This is a genomic window from Pseudomonas sp. Irchel 3E20 (assembly GCF_900187645.1).
In the GTDB taxonomy this organism is placed as follows: domain Bacteria; phylum Pseudomonadota; class Gammaproteobacteria; order Pseudomonadales; family Pseudomonadaceae; genus Aquipseudomonas.
In genome coordinates, this window is sequence record NZ_FYEE01000004.1 from 307379 (window position 1) to 323926 (window position 16548).

The window sequence follows — 16548 nt, forward strand, 5'->3', positions numbered from 1 at the left end:
CATGGGGCTTGGTGGGAGCGAGCCTTGCTCGCGATGACAGTGCTACATCCAGTACTGAGGTAGGGGATAGATCGCTATCGCGAGCAGGCTTGTCCCCACATAAGGCCTACCCCTGCCGCGCTATCAAGCCAACGGCACATCCAGGCTGACCTTGACCCGGTCCATCACCACGATGCTGCGAAACCACTTGATGTTGCGATTTTCGTAGAACAGTTGGCGGGCGAGGATTTCATAGGCCTTCATCGTCTCCACCACAATCACCAGCATGAAATCGGCTTCGCCGGTGACGTAGTAGCACTGCTGGACTTGCGGCACCGACATTTGCGCCTTGAGCACGTCGAGGTCTTCGATGTGGGTGCGTTCGGCGTGCACTTCCACCAGCAAGGTGATGGGTTTGCCCACCGATTGCGGGTCGATCACTGCGGTATTGGCGGTGATGACCCCTTTGTTTTGCAGGCGTTTGATGCGCCGCTGTACCGCTGCCGTGGACAGGCTGACCTGCTCGCCGATGATGCGCAGCGCCATGCTGTTGTCGCGCTGCAAGTGCTCAAGGATCGCCAGGTCGAAGGCGTCGAGGTCGGGGTAGGACATGGCCAAATCCAGATGCGAGAAAATTTCCCATATTAAGCCCGGAAACAGAGTAAACGTCTCACAGCAAAAGCAATATATTCCCACCCCAGAACAACCACCCTTCATCTGCGTAAAACGCCAAGGTCTCGCGAGGACACTGTGTCTAAAGGTATTGCTTTATCGGTTCTGGCCTCGGTGTTGTTCGCCGTCATGTACTTCTACACCACGTTGCTGGGGCCACTGGACGGGATGGAGATTTTCGGCTGGCGCATGCTGCTGACGGTGCCGTGCATGACCCTGTTCATGTTGGCCCTGGGCGAACTCAAGCAGGTTACGCAACTGCTGAGGCGGGTGTTGGACGCTCCGCGGCTGATCCCGGTGCTGCTGCTGTCATCGGCGATGGTGGGGGTGCAGTTGTGGTTGTTTTTGTGGGCGCCGGTCAATGGCCACGGCTTGGACGTGTCCCTGGGCTATTTCCTGCTGCCACTGACCATGGTGCTGACCGGGCGCGTGGTGTACGGCGAGCGCCTGTCGCGCCCACAGAAAATCGCCGCGGTGCTGGCCCTGCTCGGGGTGGCCAATGCGCTGTACCAAGTGGGCAGCGTGAACTGGACCACCTTGCTGGTGGCCCTGGGCTACCCCGGTTACTTCGTGCTGCGCCGGCGCATCGGCACCGACAACATGGGCGGCCTGTGGTTGGATATGACGCTGCTGCTGCCCATTGCCTGGTGGTTTGTGCACAGCGGCGCCCAGGGTTTTGCCGTGGGCACCACCCACCCGGCCATGTACGGGTTGATTCCACTGCTGGGGCTGCTCAGTGCTTCGGCGTTGGCGTGCTATGTGATCGCCAGCCGCTTGTTGGCCTTTGGCTTGTTCGGTTTGCTCAGCTATGTCGAGCCGGTATTGCTGCTGGCCGTGGCGCTGATGCTGGGCGACGGCATCAAGCCCGAGGAATGGCTGACCTACCTCCCGATCTGGCTCGCGGTGCTGGTGCTGGCGGGCGAAGGCGCCAAGCACGTGATGCGCCAGCGGCGCTGACGGGCAGGCGAAAAAAATCCCGGACGGCATCGCAGCCGCCCGGGATTTTTTATGGCCTTATTCGGCGTTCAACACACCACGGCGCACCTGGTCGCGCTCGATGGACTCGAACAATGCCTTGAAGTTGCCCTCGCCGAAACCATCGTCGCCCTTGCGCTGGATGAACTCGAAGAACACCGGGCCCATCAGGGTTTCCGAGAAAATCTGCAGCAGCAGGCGTTTGTCTCCGGATTCCGAGGCGCCGTCAAGCAGGATGCCCCGCGATTGCAGTTGGTCTACCGGCTCGCCGTGGTTGGGCAAGCGGCCTTCGAGCATTTCGTAGTAGGTGTCGGGCGGCGCGGTCATAAAGCGCATGCCGATGCTTTTCAGTTGATCCCAGGTCTTGACCAGGTCATCGGTGAGGAAGGCCACGTGTTGGATGCCTTCGCCGTTGAACTGCATCAGGAACTCTTCGATCTGCCCCGCGCCCTTGGACGACTCTTCATTGAGGGGGATGCGGATCATGCCATCGGGGGCGGTCATGGCCTTAGAGGCCAGGCCGGTGTATTCACCCTTGATGTCGAAGTAGCGGAGCTCGCGGAAGTTGAACAGCTTCTCGTAGAACCCGGCCCAGTAGGCCATGCGGCCGCGGTACACGTTGTGGGTCAGGTGGTCGATGATCTTCAGGCCCGCACCCGGTGGGTTGCGATCGACGCCCTCGAGGTAGACGAAGTCGATGTCGTAGATGGAGCTGCCTTCGCCGTAACGGTCGATCAGGTACAGCGGCGCGCCGCCGATGCCCTTGATGGCCGGCAGGTTCAGCTCCATCGGGCCGGTGGCGATGTGGATCGGCTGGGCGCCGAGTTCCAGTGCGCGGGAGTAGGCCAATTGGGCATTCTTGACGCGAAACGCCATGCCACACACCGACGGGCCGTGCTCGGCGGCAAAATACGAGGCCACGCTGTTGGGCTCGTTATTGAGAATCAGGTTGATACTGCCCTGGCGGTACAGATGCACGGCTTTGGAGCGATGGGTCGCGACTTTGGTGAAACCCATGATCTCGAAGATCGGTTCCAGGGTGTTGGGCACAGGCGATGCGAATTCAATGAATTCAAAGCCCATCAGGCCCATTGGGTTTTCGTATAAATCTGCCATGGTTGGCGCCTCATCATTATTAGAGTTAACGGAACGTTAGTTGCTCAATAACCGATGGGCGCGGGTGGCGCGCAGGAGATGCCACGCACGCTGCGGGCAAGAAAATCACCGTAGATCAGTTGGAACCCGAGTAGCTTCATTGTCGACCCACTCTCGTACGGGCGAGGCCTCTGCACAGGAGGCTTTATTATTGTATGCGTAACCCGATTCTACACAGCGTAAATGGCTTTGTCCGCATTCTGTATCAAATCCCTTTCTCTGCCCTAGAGACAAGGGGTTTGTTGCACCTGTAGAGCCCCAGCAGAACCAACGCATCGGGGCACGCCGGGTGTTTACCGCCTTATAGAGTGGCCTCGTGTTGTTGGGTGTTGCCGTAATCGTCCAGGGTGCTAAAGCGCAACTTGACGTTGGGCGGCCATGTGTCGGGCAAGCCATCAAGCGGGAGGGTCGCCGAGGCCCCCGGGGCGATCATCGGCGGGTCTTCATTGCGATACTCCACCCCACCCAGGCTCACGACCACCGAAGACAAGGTGACGTGATAGCTGCCAGGGTTGTGCACCTGCACCACCGTGCCCTCCCCTCGACGCCACTGCAGTTGAGCAGGGGCGTCGCGGGCCTGCCCCTGCAGATCAACGGGGCGCAAAAACAACTTGATGCGGGTGCGGAAGGCAAACTGCAGGCTGCTGGCCTGTTCGTCGGCCTGGGCAGGTTTGGGCCGGATACCCAGCACATTGAGCCAGTACACCGACTCTTTGTCCGTCGGCACCCCTAGCCCTTGCGCTGCCTGGTAAGCCACGCGCAGGGCCGCGCTCTTGCCGGCCTCCATGCGCAGGATCGGCGGGCTGATGGTGAACGGCACATCGCTGTATTCGGCTTGCACCTGGGGGTCGCCTTCATCGATCCAGACTTGCACCAGCCGTGGATCCGGGGCTTCGTTTTTCAACTTGAGGGTGACCTCGCGCCGCTCCATGGGGAAGATCACCCGGGTGCTGTCGATCACGATTTCCCCCCGGGCACTGCCCACCAGCAACGCCGCCACCCACCCCCAGAGCAAACGGCGCTTCATCGGTAGCTCATCGTGAATGTGACCAGGCCATTGGCGCTGCCAGGCTTGACCACCGCTTCGGTCTGGATGTAGCGCACCGCCAGGGGAATGTTGAATACACCATTTCCGGCAGCGCCGGCCTGCCACTGATTGGGGTTGCCCTCGGCCGCGGAGTCCGGGCCATAGCGCAGCAGTGTTCCGTTGTGGAGCAATTGCAGGGCGATGCCTTGGGCGGTGGAGGTTGGGGTCAGGGACAGTTGATCGCCACGGTTGGCGGTGTTGGTCTGGTCGGTCAGGGTCACCCATACGTCCCGGGTCGGTCCTTCGCCGCCGCTGCATTGCAGTGCAATAGTGTCGCTGGCCGAGCCGGCGACGCTGCCCACCCCGGTAAACTCCCGCGCCGCGACTTTGCCCAGGTTGATCGCTATAGCCGGGGTGGATACCGAGCACGTGGGTTTGCGCGGAGGGTTAACGATAATGTTGCCGAAGTGGAACTGGTGATGCTGGTAGTAGCCGGCGCTCAGGTGTGCGTAGTAACGCGACGGTATCGCGCCGCCCTGGATAGGCCCCGTGGCGATGAAGATCACCCGCCCCTCCATTCCCCAGACCGGCAGCCCCGGCCTCTCGGGCCCGCGCAGAATGGTCACCCCGGTAGTAACACGTTTCATAGGCCCCATGTCGCGATCCTTAGCCATCATCACAAAGCCAACGCCGGGCAAGCCCGTTGCATAGACCGGCAAGGCCAGGCCGGAATGACCGAACTCCAAGCCTGTCCATGGTGTGTTGGCCGGCATGCCCATATGCGAGTAACGGTCAATCACAACGGTGGGGTCGTAAGTGCAGCGCAAGCCGTTGGGGGCGTTGATGACATAACCGTCGGGCTCGCCAATCGGGCGCCCCACAACCGGGTTGGCCGGCACGCTGATTGGCGGCACCGACAGTACGGTTGGCGGGTTTCCGTCACAGCTAATGCCCAAGCCGTGGGCCACAGGGATGTTCAAGACGGCGCAGGCGAACAGCCCTGCTGCGCCCAGGAGTGTTTTCGCAGTGCACTGCTTCATCGGGTACTCACTTCTTGACGTACGGGCGTGGAGACACAACGGCTGTGCAGCAGGTCGGCGCTCTGCTGCCGTTGCCCGCGCGGTTGCAGCGGCAGTTGATAGTGGATGTAGCAGCGGCCATCGGCGCCGTCCCTCCATTTCACGGTGAGGGTGCCCTGCTCGGCGATCCCCCGCACAAACGCCTTGCTGGCCTGGCCGATCACCCCCACTTCAGTGCCCTGTTCATTGAACACCTGGGCGGCAAATGGCAGGGGTTGGCCGTTTTCCTGCGCGGCCTTGACCACCACGGCGCGGCCGCTGACTGTCTCGAACTTGAGCAACGCCACCGCGCCCAAGGTCGGCACCACGGTTTGGGTCGCTTCCTTGAGTTCCACATCCTGGGCCGTGCCATGGGGGTCGATGCCCACATTGTTGGTCTGATAGGCCCGCAGGGATGACACCACCGCATAGCCAGCCTTGTTCACCTTGACGTTGTAGCTATTGCTCAACAACGCCCCTTCGGCGTTGGGCACATGCACCAGGGCCGAAGCTTCGCCCAGGTATTGAGAGAAGGTCAGGCCCCCCGCGTGGGCAATCAGCCCACCGTTGGCGCTAAAGGACACCTGGCTGTCGTCGTTGGCATGGCTGTAGCCAGCGCGCATGTTGGCCATGCCGCCGTTGTAGTTGCCATACGCATTGAAGTTGCCCTGGGGGTTGCCGGCGCCCGTGGCCCGGCTGCCCGAGAGGCCGTAGCTGAGGGACGCCTCGTCATCGAGGATTCCGTCGATGCCCACTTGCTCTTGCAGGGTGCTGCCCGTTTGCCCGGTATTGCGTACCAGGGTGGTGCTGATGTTCGGAGCGCGCACACCGCCGCCCAGAGGCATGGACAGGGTCAACATCAATCGGTTGTCGACCCTGCCGAGAGCGCTGGTGCGGCTGAAGAAAACGTCATCACTCAATTGTTGTTGGCTGGGCTCGCCACTGTCTTCGACGCGCGAGCGTTGGGCCGAGAGGTTCCAATTGATGCGGCGCCAGGCTGCGCCGTAGCTAATGCTGTAGGACGTTTCGCGACCCTGCTGGCGGCCCCAGTAATCGGACGAACTGGCATAGAAACTCAGCGAACCACTGCCGACTTTCTGGCTAACCGTCAGGTCGATACGGCTTTTGCGCCGGGCATAGGTGTCGATATCCCTGCCCAGGCTGTTCAACTGCCGCACGCTGACCGCGTCGCTCAGGCTCAAGTAGCCCGGCGTGGAGAAACGGTAGGCACCCAGCACGAAATTGGTCCCCGACTGGGGCAGGTTCTTGTTGTAGCTGATACCCAGGTTGCGCCCCGACACCACGCCATCGCCATACCCCGGTACTTGGGTGCGCGAATCGGTGGCATCGAGGGAAAACGCCCCCAGCGGCGTGTTCACCGCCACGCCCACCTTGCCCTGCAGGTAACCCTCGGAATAGGTGGTGCCGCCATACAGTGTCAGGTCATCGAGCAGGCCATATTGCAACGTGCCCTGGAAGGTGATCGGGTTAGCGCCCTTGAAACCGCTCTGGCGTACCTGGCCGAAGGTGGCGCTGTAGCGGCTGGTACCGGAGCGCAGCAACTGCGGCGCCACCGAGTAAGGAATGATGTTGCTGGTGATGCGCCCGTTGGCCTCGGTGACACGGACGGTCAGGTCACCGCCATACCCGGTCGGGAACAGGTCGTCGATTACAAAGGGGCCAGGGGCCACTGTGGTTTCGTAAATGGTGTAGCCATTCTGGCTGACGGTCACGGTGGCATTGCTGTCGGCGACACCGCGTACCACCGGCGCATAGCCCTGCTGCGACTGCGGCAACATGCGATCGTCGGTGGCCAGGCTGATACCGCGCATCCGCGTGCTTTCCAGCACCTGGCCGCTGCTGAAACTGTCGCCGATGGTCAGGCGCGACTGCCAGGTATTGAAGTTGCGTTGCAGGTAAGTGGCCGTGTTCTGGTAGGTCTGTATGCCGGTTTTCGAGTTCCAGGCCTGCGCGCCCTGGTGGCGCAAGCGCCAGCTGCCCAGGTTCAGGCCGCTGTTGACCCCCAGATAGGCCCGGTCGTCACCCTCACCGCGGGTGGCGCTGGAGGCGGCGAAGTGATAACTCGCCAGCCCCGCATCAATGCCGTCATCCCACAGCGAGGGATCGACATAACCGCGTACCGAACTCTTCATGTACACCTGGGGCACGCTGAGGGACAACTCCAGAGCTCCGGCGTCGAAGTTGGCGACGGCTTGGGGGATCCATTGGCCAATATCCCCGCACATCGCAGTGGGTGCCGGGGCGGCTGGGGGCTGGGCATTGTCTTTGGGCTTTTCGGCGTCGATCTTTTCCTCGGAGATGCCCAGGCGCGTGAGCAGCGCCCAATCCAGGCACGGCACAGCGCCGGTTTCGCCGGGCAATCTGCTAAACGGCAACTCATGGCGCCCGGCCTGATGGCCATTGACCAGGATATCGATGCGGTACTTACCCGGGCTCAGGTTATTACCCTGGTTGAACCGGGTAATGTCTACCGCTGAGGCAACACCACTGCTAAAGGCGTCCAGGTCGAACAGCAAAGGCGCCGCCAGCGCATCGGTGCGGGCGAAGGCGGCACACATCAAACCGCCGGTCATGACACCGGCCAGGCGCAAGGTCGACGGGCCCAAATGGCGGCCCGCCCGTATAGGTCGTTGAAATGGCATAGTCATGGCTTCAGCTAACGCGTAAAGAGTCGACCCCTGTGGCTAGATGGGGCGCATCAGGGGTTCAGGGGGGCCTGCTGCATGGCAGAGAACCCACCAAAATCGTCGATGTACTTGAACTGCACCCGCGCCTGGGCAGGTGGCGCACCTAATGCACTGGTCAGGGCAAATTCCAGGCTGGTGAAGGGAGCGACCATGCCCTGCTGGGCGGTCTGGATTACCTTGGCGCCCTCGTGGGTGCCAAGCGCCACGGCCACTTCATTGAAACTCACGTGGTACGCCGACGGGTTGTGCACTTTCAGTGTCGAGCCCTGCACACTCCAGCGCAGTTGCGCGGGGGCTTCTTCGGGCTTGCCCGGCAGGCTCTGAGGCCGGAAGAACACCTTGGTGCGGATGCGAAAAGCGAAACGCAGATGGTTGAGGTTGTCCTCCTCGTCTTGCGCGGCCCCTGGAGGTGGCGATACAAGCGGCGGTACTTCCAGCACGTTCAGCCAGAACACCGACTCCTTGTCCTTGGGTAATGGTTCACGTGTGTAAGCCAGGCGCATGGCCTGGCTCTTGCCAGGATCAACGCGAAAAACCGGTGGAGTGAGGCTGAACGGCACGTCGCTTTGCTCAGCGGTCACGCTGGCATCACCGGCATCGAGCCACGCCTGCACCAGACGCGGTGCGTGTTTGTCATCGTTCGTCACGCGTACGGTGATCTCGCGTCGCTGTTCGGGATAAACCTGGCGGGTCCCACTGATAATCACGCCCGCCTGGGCAGGCAGCAGAGGCGCGCCAATAGCCAGGCCCAGTGCGGCGTAAACCAGGCAACGGGGCAAACGGCTGGAAAAACGAAACATGTTCACTTCCCTCAACATCAAGGCTGCGCCCGGCCGGTTGGGGCGGGCGCCTGCTTGGAACAAACGAATCCGGGGGATTCGATCAGGGGAAGGTCACGGAGTACTGCACGGCGGTGCTGACAATACCGGCGCCGGCAGCGCCACCGGTGGCGATGTACTGGGCAGCAAATGGCAAGGTTGCCAGGCCAGCGTTGACCGTCGCCGTCGTGGAGTTCTGGCCGGTCCGCAGGTCCATTGGGGTTTTGGTGGCTTCATCGACGATCTGCACTTCGACGTTGGCCGCAGGCGACGTCGCAGCGGTATTGCGCAAGTTGCCGGTGGCCGGGTTGATGGCCGGGCTGGTGGTTTCATACATCACCGCGACGATGGTGCCATCCGGGCAGGTGGCCGAGCCGCCGACGTAGATGAAATAAGGCTTGGCGCCTGCGGTCACGCCGTCGGCCGCCAGGGAGCTGGTCTGAACCTTGTTCAGCACCACCGGGAAGTTGGCGCCGCTACCCGGCGCGCCTCCGGTGCCGCCGCTGATGGTGCAGGTGGTGCCACCAATCTCCCCAGTGATGGTGATGGTTCCGTCTGCGGCAAACGCGGAGGTTGCAGCAAGACTGGAAGCGGCCAGCAAGGCAATGGCCTGTACGCACTTTTTCATAAATGAATTTCTCTCATGGTTAGGTATCACGCTTTATCGCTGTGCAATCAACGGACAAGGCTGGCTCATCCCGTCAGAGTCAGGCCCAAGGGCGTGAACCTCACGGTAGGGCACACGTCGCCAGGCAGTGGAAATCCATCTCCGGGGTGCGCGCCAAAGCAACCCCGACTTTTCCAACAGTGCCCGTTAAATAAGGAGCATTAGCCCCTTGGCGATGGCGCGCACTTTGCCAAAGTGCACATTTTCTAACCACTGACCGAACGGATAGGCGGTCGCAATCAGGAAAGAAAATGTTCAGATTGCGCCACTGGCAAAACGAGATCAGGGGCGCAAAACAGGCGAAGCAACATGAGATATGTTCATAGATCCAGGCGATGATGCTGGGTTGCACCATGGTCGTCGATGCTGCTGAAACTCAGCCTGGCCGTGCCCTTGGCCTTGAGCGCTGCGCCCGAAAGAGGAATGCGCAGTACCTGCCCAGGGCCGACCATCGGCGGGTCGGCGGCGGTGTAGGCGCTGTCGGTCATCAACGACAGCCGAGACAGGGTCACGTGGTAAGCCGTCGGGTTGTACACCTCCAACTCTGCCCGGCCCGGGTCGGGCAAACGCCATTGCAGCGCGGCCGGCGCCTCTTCCACCTTCCCGGGTAACCCGGGCGGGCGCACAAACAGCTTGATCCGGGTGCGAAAGGCAAAGCTCACCGAGCCTGCCTGGGCATGCTGGGCCTGCGGCCCAACACTCAACACATTCACCCAGAACACCGACTCCTGATGAACCGGCAATGCCTGCTCCTGGGGAACCCAGGCAATGCGTAACGCGGTGCTTTTTCCACCTTCGATCCGCAGAACCGGCGGCACGACCGTAAAAGGTGCTTCGGCCTGCCCCGGGCCTGCCTGTGGGTCACCCCGGTCAATCCAGGCCTGCACCAGGCGCGGACCGCGTGCGGTGTTACTCAGTGCCAGGGTGATATCGCGGTTCTCGGTGTGGTAGACGGCCCGGGTGTGCCCCAGCACTATTTCGGCGCAGGCCGAAGCGGCGTGGAAACTGGCTGCCAGGCCCACCACCGGCAGCCACAGGCGCCTTGATCGACTCATGAACGCGGGCACAGTCAGCGGTAACTCAGGGTGAAGGTCGCCACCCCATTGGCCTTGCCCGGGATAATGCGGGTGTCCGTTTGCACGTACCGCGCGGTCAGGGGAATGCGGAAAACGCCGTTGCCCGTGCTGCCAGCCAGCCATTGGTTAGGATTGCCGATAGCCGACGAGTCCGGGCCATAGCGCACCAGTGTCGTGCCATGCAGCAGTTGAAGGGCCACGCCTTGCGCCGTCGAAGTATTACTCAGGGACAGCACGTCGCTGCGGTTGGCCGGTTGGCTCTGGTCCGTGAGGGTAATCAGGACGTCGGTCTTCGAGCCTGTGCCTGCCGCGCAGTCGAGTGCAATTGATTCGGTAACAGACCCCGCCGTACTGCCCGGGCCCTGGAAGTCATGGGTGGCGATAGTGCCCAGGGCCATGTTCACCCCGGGGGTCGAAACCGTGCAGGTCGGTTTTCTCGGTGGGTGGATAACGGTCGCATTGAAGTTGATGGCATGGTAGCCGGGGCTATTGATGTCGGACTTGTCGAGCGTGAAGCGGCCCACATTGAACCCATTGATTGTCCCGCCCGTCACCGGCCCCGTGGCCACCAGAAAGACGCGCCCGTGAACGCCCCAATAGCGGATTTCGTCGGGTGTGCCATAGAGGCCGACGTTCTCCAGGCCAATGGCACGCAATGGGCGATTGGGGTCTTGCGCCATCATGGCAAAGCCCACGCCCGGCACGTTAGTGGCGAACACCGGCATCGTCAGGCCCATGGCGCTGAAGGTCAGTGCGGTGGGCTGGCTGTTAACCACCCGCGCCCAAGACGTGTGGAACTCTCGATGCCCGTAGTAGTAACAAATCAACCCGGCATCGGCACCAAAGAAGTACCCGTCAGCATTCCCAATCACCTCCCCCACGACGGGCGGGGCAGCCAGGGTGACGGGAGGAATACTGATATGGGCCGCTGGCTGCGGCGTGCACTTGCCATAACCATAAGTCTCTTGGGCCATCAGGCACCCACCCAGTAAAAATCCGCAGAAATAACGATAATCAAACACGTGCGTACCTTTTCAATTCATAACGAGTCGAGCGCCCGCCACCGACCAGCAGGCAGGCCCCGTATCTTTCACAGTCCGATGGCGCCGGTTAAGGGGCCGCGCGCGCCAGGCATTGCCCTTGCAGCCAATCCGCCGAAACCTGGCGCTGGCGCTTGTCCTGCACTGGTAGCTGGTAGGCGATATGACATTGCTCGCTCTGCCCTTCCCCCCAGCGGACAGTGAGGGTTCCCTTCTCGGCAATCCCTCGTACAAAGGCCTTGCTGCCCTGCCCGACCACACCCACTTCGACCCCTTGCTCATCGAATACCTGCGCCGCGAATGGCAGGTTGCGTCCTCCTTCCTGCTGGCTCTTGAGAACCACGGCGCGGCCGCTGACGGTGGCGAACTCCAGTAACGACACCGCCCCCAGGGTGGGTGCCACCGTTCTTGAGGTTTCGCTCAACTCAACATCGAAAGAGGTGCCACTAGGGTCGAGGCTCACCCTGTTTTGCTGGAACGGCAGCAACGATGGCGCCACGGCGTAACCGCGCCCGTCCACCCGCACATTGCCAGCACTGCTCAACAAGGCCCCCTGCGCATCCGGCACATGCACCAGTGCAACGGCTTCCCCCAGAGACTGAGAGAGGGTCACACCCTCGCGATGCGCCACGAGCCCGCCATCGGCACTGAACGACAATTGGCTGTTATGCCCCGAGCGCCCGTAGCCGGCCCGCAGGTTGGCGGCGCTGGTGCGGTAGCCACCATAGGCATTGAGACTGTCGTGGGTCGCCCCGTCATCGGCATTGCGGCTTCCCGACAGGTCGTAACTGAGTTCGTTCTGCTCCCCGGCCAGGCCGGAAAGGCCGACCTGATAGTGACTGGAGTCAGTTCTGCCACTGTTGCGCGAAAGCGAACTATTGAGGCTGGGTGCTCGCGAACTCCCACCCAAAGGCAACGACAGGCTCAGCACAAAGCGGTTGTCGGCCCGCCCCGCGTTGCTTTGCCGGCCAAAGAACACGTCATCGCTAGACTCCTGCGAAGACAGCTGCCGTCCATCGTCAATGCGCGATCGCTGCCAGGACAGGTTCCAATTGACCTTTTGCCAGGACGCGCCATAGCCGAGGGTGAATGAGGTCTGGCGCCCTTGGCTGCGCCCCCAATAGTCCGCCGAACTGCCGTACAAGCTGAGCGTGCCGCTCCCCAGTTTTTGGCTGAGGGTCAGGTCGACCCGGCTTTTCTGCCGGGCATAGGAGGACGGATCCGTGCCTTTGCGCGCCCACTCCCGGATGTTGATCGCATCGATCAGGCTCAGGTAGCCCTCGGAGGTGAAACGGTACGCGCCCAGGACTACGTTGGTGCCCGAGTCCACAAGGTTTTTGTTATAGGCGATACCGAAGTTGGTCCCCGTGGACGTACCCTGGCCGGGGATCGCGGTACGCGCGCCACCCGCCTCCAAGGAAAACGCCCCTAACCAAGTGTTGAATGCCGTACCCAACTTGGCCTGGGCATAGCCTTCGGAAACCAGGCTGCCGCCATACAGCGTCACCGCGTTGCTCAACCCGCGCGATAAAGTGCCCTGCACCACCGCGGGGGAGCTGCGGGAGCTGCTGTTCTGGCGGACCTGGCCGAGCGCGGCGCTGTACTTCATGGCGTCGGCGCGCAGCAGTTGCGGGGTAACGGAAAACGGCACGACAAAACTGCGTTGGCGCCCCCCCACTTCGGTCACGCTGACCGACAGGTCACCGCCATAGCCTGTAGCGAACAAGTCATCGATCACGAATGGGCCCGGCGCCACGGTGGTTTCATAGATGCGGTAACCGTTCTGGCTGATGCTCACCGTCGCATTGCTGTCGGCAATCCCCCGCACCACCGGCGCATAGCCACGCTGCGACTGGGCAAGCATGCGCTCATCCGTGGCCAGGCTGATGCCGCGCAGGCCGACATTGTCCAGGATCTGCCCGCCAGTGAAGCTGTCGCCGATTGTCAGCAACGACTGAAGCGGCGCGACGGACCGCTGCACATAGGTGGCCGTGCTCTGGTATGGCGAACGCCCACGATTACTCCAGGCCTGCGCGCCCTGGTGCCGCAGGCGCCATTGACCCAGGTTGACGCCACCGTTGAGGCCTAGGTAGGTGCGGTCATTGCGCTCGCCCTCAGTGGTGAGGGAGGTGCTGAAGTTGTAGTTCAACAGACCGGCAGTGATGCCGCTGTCCCACTGCGACGGGTCGACATAAGCGCGGGCTGAAGGCTTCATGTACAGCTGCGGGATACTGAGGGTCAGTGCCAGGGAGCCAGGATCGAACAGGACGTCGGCGGCCAACAGCCAACTGCCGATCTCGGCACATTCAAGCGCATTCGGCGCCTGGCTGTTGCGAGGCGGGATTTTTTCCAAGGCAATACCCAACTTGGTCAGCAGCACCTGGTTAAAACAGGGAACCAGTTCAGAGCTATTGACCTTGTCGACAAAATCAATGTCCCAGCGGCCCGTGGAATAACCGTTGATGTATACGTCCACACGGTAAGTACCTGGTGCCAGGGGCGTACTCTTTTCAAAACGCGATAAATCAACTTTTGGCCCGATAGTCTGGGTAAAAGCGTCAAGATCAAAAGTGAGCGGCGTTAGGGGTTGCGCCATTAATTGCACACTCGGCCCTGCAGTGAAAAACAAACAACCGACCAGCGGAAATACACGGGCGAACCCATTACAAATAACGCCGACAGCAGGACGACGGCGCGACAACAGTTGCTTTTCGACAGGCATGATTATCGCTTCATATAAACAATTCGCAGGACGAACTGAACACCTACACAAAGAGCAGGCTGTAGTTATCACACTGACCTAACCCTTCAAACACTACCTGTGCAGCGGGGCTCGCTGTGGCAGTGAAAAACCGCCGTAATCATTGATGTATTTAAATTCAACATGCATCTGCTGAGGAAACAAACTTGGAATATTGGCCTGTGCAAAACGCATTACCTGGCCTGGTGCAACCATCGCATCGCCAGCGATCAAGGCCAACGGTACTTGTGTGCCGTCCGGCGCAGTAAGTGCCACTTCATTGAACGTGACGTGGAAAGCCGAAGGATTGAATACTTCCAGGGTGCCATTTTTATTGCCTGGCCTCAGCGTCCAACGCAGCTGAGCGGGAGCCTGCTCTGAATTACCCGGCAGGGAATTTGGGCGGAAAAACAACTTGGTGCGAATGCGGAAGGCGAATGTCAGCTGATTGCTGCCCTCATCGGACTCTTGGTTTTTAATGTCAACTTTTGGCGGAACTTCCAGGACATTGAGCCAGAATACCGACTCTTTATCGACAGGCAACGGCTCCTTTGTATAAGTCACGCGCAATGCCTGGCTTTTCCCCGCATCCAGGCGAAATACCGGGGGCGTTATATTAAAAGGCGCATCAGCGGCATCGGCGTCTTGTTCGGCCCCACTTAACCAGACTTGCACCAGGCGAGATTGCTGACGATCATCATTTGTCAGCCTTACCGTTATTTCCCGGCGCAGCTCTGGATAAATCTGGCGGGACCCTTCAATAACCACGCCGGCGCTCGCGTGCCAAGACGCTATTGCGGTCGACAGGCAAACCACACCCACCGCAAGTTGGCGAAATGATTCGCTAAGTAAATACGACATTGCATTGATCTCTACAGATTAGGAAGTAGCGCCCAACCGCGAAAGTTGGGCGCCAAGCCTATCAATCAGGTTACTGAGCCCGAACGAACTCAGAACTTATCAGGGGAAGGTCACGGAATACTGGACACTGGTTTCCACCTTGCCTGGGCTGGCCGCCCCACCTACTGCCACATAGCGTGCGGCGAAAGGCAGGGTGGCCAGGCCGGAAGTGACCTGAGCCGCCGTGGTGCTCTGGCCTTTACGCAGATCGATGACTGCATCGTTGGCCAGCGCTCTATCAATGATCTGCACTTCTACGTTGCTTGCCGGGCTGCTCGTGGCACGGTTACGCAGGTTACCGGTAGTCGGGCTGATCGCCGGGCTGCCGATTTCATACAGCACGGCAACGTTGGTGCCGTCCGGGCAATGCTGACCACCGACATAGATAGCGAAAGGCTTGGCACCGGCGGATTCACCTTCTGCCGACAACGCGGTGTTCTGGATGGTATCGAGCACCACCGGGAAGTTTGCACCCGAACCCGGCGCACCGCCGGTACCGCCGCTGATGGTGCAAGTAATGCCCCTGATCTCGCCCGTGATGTTAATAGTACCGTCGGCTGCGAGAGCAGCTCCTGCGAATACACTGGAGGCCGCCAGAAAACCCAAAGCAATTACATTTTTTTTCATGATGAAAATTTCACTCACGAGAGAAGAACAATAAAAAGAGGCCTTTACCAACAGTAGGGACTTACTGCCTTTCAAGACGCCAATTAATCCATCGACGTTCCGACGACCTGCGCCAGAACACGAAAAATATCCCACAAGTGGGGAGCATGCAGATACGAGACAAGTCCCAAAATCTACTGCGCTTTATATTTTTTGATGCACTCGCAGTTGCCTATACAACTAGCGAATATGACGCAATAATCATTCTCAGTTAGCCGAGTGGTTATATCACGCCGCTCGCCTGCATTTTGAAAAGTTCTATATCCGTACGAATACTTAGTTTTCTGAAGGCTGCTTGTTTTTGTCCGCTAATGGTTTTACGGCTTTTCATAAATTTTGTTGCAATTTGCGATACCGACATCCCGAGTAAACAGCAACGGATAACTTCTATTTCTTTCGGGCTCAGCAACGGGCACTCCATCGGGCTTTTGGTTCTTGCCTTGGGCATATCTAACCCGGACATGGCCATGCCGGAGAACGCGTTGAGTTCAGCCAATAAGGGCGGGGGTAAATAACGGCGCCCCGAGGCCACTGCGCGCACTGCTGGAATCAACTGATCGGTAGCTTGGCTCTTCCCAAAGTAGCCGCTGGCGCCTGCCCGCAGAGCCATTTTTATCGTTGATGGCATCTCCAGCGCGGAATATATGAGAATCCGCAGGTGCGGGTAGCGATTATGCAGTAGTTGTAGAAGGCTCACCCCGTCAAGGTCTTCCTCACCCAACTGATAGTCCACGATGAGCACATCGCTGGCCGATCGGCGCAGGGCCTCTATTAGCTGCGCACTACAGGCATAAACGCCCACTACTTGGAAATCGCTTTCCCGCGACAATCTGGCCTCGAGCGCCTCTCGGATCAAGGCCTGTTTATCCAGCACGATAATGGTTAACAATGCAGCTGTAGACACGCTCATATCACCTGAAACTTTTTCTGATTATTCAAAATATGTCTGACACGCACCTGAAAAATACAAGGCATATCAGGCTCCTACTCTCCCTGCCGGCAAAAAGACACAGACCTCAAAATGAATCAACTTAAACAATGTTTTATTTATTGTCGCAATACAATTC

14 protein-coding genes are annotated in these 16548 nt (G+C 60.1%); 1 reads left to right on the forward strand and 13 read right to left on the reverse strand.

Annotated elements, in window-relative coordinates; translation table 11 throughout:
- Positions 1–123: 123 nt before the first annotated feature.
- A complete protein-coding gene (locus CKW13_RS10065; RefSeq protein ID WP_095108440.1) occupies positions 124–591 on the reverse strand; it encodes an Lrp/AsnC family transcriptional regulator in 468 nt (155 codons plus the stop codon).
- Positions 592–729: 138 nt separating this feature from the next.
- Here CKW13_RS10065 and rarD point away from each other — a divergent pair, with 138 nt between their 5' ends.
- Positions 730–1608, forward strand: a complete 879-nt coding sequence (gene rarD / locus CKW13_RS10070; protein WP_095108441.1) for an EamA family transporter RarD — start codon at positions 730–732, stop codon at positions 1606–1608.
- 57 nt (positions 1609–1665) lie between these two features.
- On the opposite strand, the gene hppD is transcribed toward rarD, so the two are convergent.
- The 12 genes from hppD to CKW13_RS10125 all read right to left on the reverse strand — a co-directional run bounded on the left by hppD (position 1666) and on the right by CKW13_RS10125 (position 16391).
- Positions 1666–2742, reverse strand: a complete 1077-nt coding sequence (gene hppD, locus CKW13_RS10075) for a 4-hydroxyphenylpyruvate dioxygenase (protein WP_095108442.1) — start codon at positions 2740–2742, stop codon at positions 1666–1668.
- A gap of 340 nt (positions 2743–3082) precedes the next feature.
- The gene (locus CKW13_RS10080) at positions 3083–3808 is read right to left on the reverse strand and encodes a molecular chaperone (protein ID WP_095108443.1); all 726 of its coding nucleotides are present in this window, start codon (positions 3806–3808) and stop codon (positions 3083–3085) included.
- Positions 3805–4848 carry a fimbrial protein gene (locus tag CKW13_RS24430; protein WP_176465087.1) on the reverse strand — a complete coding sequence of 348 codons (1044 nt, stop codon included), beginning with the start codon at positions 4846–4848 and terminating at the stop codon, positions 3805–3807. Before CKW13_RS24430 ends, CKW13_RS10080 begins: the two co-directional genes overlap by 4 nt.
- The gene (locus CKW13_RS10090) at positions 4845–7535 is read right to left on the reverse strand and encodes a fimbria/pilus outer membrane usher protein (protein WP_095108444.1); all 2691 of its coding nucleotides are present in this window, start codon (positions 7533–7535) and stop codon (positions 4845–4847) included. The genes CKW13_RS24430 and CKW13_RS10090 overlap by 4 nt, the downstream gene beginning before the upstream one ends.
- 50 nt (positions 7536–7585) lie before the next feature.
- On the reverse strand, positions 7586–8374 hold the full coding sequence (locus CKW13_RS10095) for a molecular chaperone (RefSeq protein ID WP_095108445.1): 789 nt from the start codon (positions 8372–8374) through the stop codon (positions 7586–7588).
- An 82-nt stretch (positions 8375–8456) separates the two neighbouring features.
- Entirely contained in the window at positions 8457–9020 is a 564-nt protein-coding gene (locus tag CKW13_RS10100; RefSeq protein ID WP_095108446.1) for a fimbrial protein, read from the reverse strand.
- Between the two features lie 359 nt (positions 9021–9379).
- Positions 9380–10114: a molecular chaperone gene (locus CKW13_RS10105; RefSeq protein WP_176465088.1), complete on the reverse strand. Its 735-nt coding sequence runs from the start codon at positions 10112–10114 to the stop codon at positions 9380–9382.
- Between the two features lie 14 nt (positions 10115–10128).
- Positions 10129–11109, reverse strand: a complete 981-nt coding sequence (locus CKW13_RS24435; protein ID WP_176465089.1) for a fimbrial protein — start codon at positions 11107–11109, stop codon at positions 10129–10131.
- A 136-nt stretch (positions 11110–11245) separates the two neighbouring features.
- The gene (locus CKW13_RS10110; RefSeq protein ID WP_095108448.1) at positions 11246–13897 is read right to left on the reverse strand and encodes a fimbria/pilus outer membrane usher protein; all 2652 of its coding nucleotides are present in this window, start codon (positions 13895–13897) and stop codon (positions 11246–11248) included.
- Positions 13898–13990: 93 nt separating this feature from the next.
- Positions 13991–14776, reverse strand: a complete 786-nt coding sequence (locus CKW13_RS10115) for a molecular chaperone (RefSeq protein ID WP_095108449.1) — start codon at positions 14774–14776, stop codon at positions 13991–13993.
- A 99-nt stretch (positions 14777–14875) separates the two neighbouring features.
- Positions 14876–15517 carry a fimbrial protein gene (locus CKW13_RS10120; protein ID WP_176465090.1) on the reverse strand — a complete coding sequence of 214 codons (642 nt, stop codon included), beginning with the start codon at positions 15515–15517 and terminating at the stop codon, positions 14876–14878.
- Between the two features lie 187 nt (positions 15518–15704).
- Entirely contained in the window at positions 15705–16391 is a 687-nt protein-coding gene (locus CKW13_RS10125; protein ID WP_095108451.1) for a response regulator transcription factor, read from the reverse strand.
- Positions 16392–16548 lie beyond the last annotated feature (157 nt).

Bases quoted from the DNA above. Each gene is read 5' to 3' on its own strand.
- CKW13_RS10065 (WP_095108440.1), bottom strand. From the start codon at position 591: ATGTCCTACCCCGACCTCGACGCCTTCGACCTGGCGATCCTTGAGCAC.
- hppD (WP_095108442.1), bottom strand. From the start codon at position 2,742: ATGGCAGATTTATACGAAAACCCAATGGGCCTGATGGGCTTTGAATTC.
- CKW13_RS10080 (WP_095108443.1), bottom strand. From the start codon at position 3,808: ATGAAGCGCCGTTTGCTCTGGGGGTGGGTGGCGGCGTTGCTGGTGGGC.
- CKW13_RS24430 (WP_176465087.1), bottom strand. From the start codon at position 4,848: ATGAAGCAGTGCACTGCGAAAACACTCCTGGGCGCAGCAGGGCTGTTC.
- CKW13_RS10090 (WP_095108444.1), bottom strand. From the start codon at position 7,535: ATGACTATGCCATTTCAACGACCTATACGGGCGGGCCGCCATTTGGGC.
- CKW13_RS10095 (WP_095108445.1), bottom strand. From the start codon at position 8,374: ATGTTTCGTTTTTCCAGCCGTTTGCCCCGTTGCCTGGTTTACGCCGCA.
- CKW13_RS10100 (WP_095108446.1), bottom strand. From the start codon at position 9,020: ATGAAAAAGTGCGTACAGGCCATTGCCTTGCTGGCCGCTTCCAGTCTT.
- CKW13_RS10105 (WP_176465088.1), bottom strand. From the start codon at position 10,114: ATGAGTCGATCAAGGCGCCTGTGGCTGCCGGTGGTGGGCCTGGCAGCC.
- CKW13_RS24435 (WP_176465089.1), bottom strand. From the start codon at position 11,109: ATGGCCCAAGAGACTTATGGTTATGGCAAGTGCACGCCGCAGCCAGCG.
- CKW13_RS10110 (WP_095108448.1), bottom strand. From the start codon at position 13,897: ATGCCTGTCGAAAAGCAACTGTTGTCGCGCCGTCGTCCTGCTGTCGGC.
- CKW13_RS10115 (WP_095108449.1), bottom strand. From the start codon at position 14,776: ATGTCGTATTTACTTAGCGAATCATTTCGCCAACTTGCGGTGGGTGTG.
- CKW13_RS10125 (WP_095108451.1), bottom strand. From the start codon at position 16,391: ATGAGCGTGTCTACAGCTGCATTGTTAACCATTATCGTGCTGGATAAA.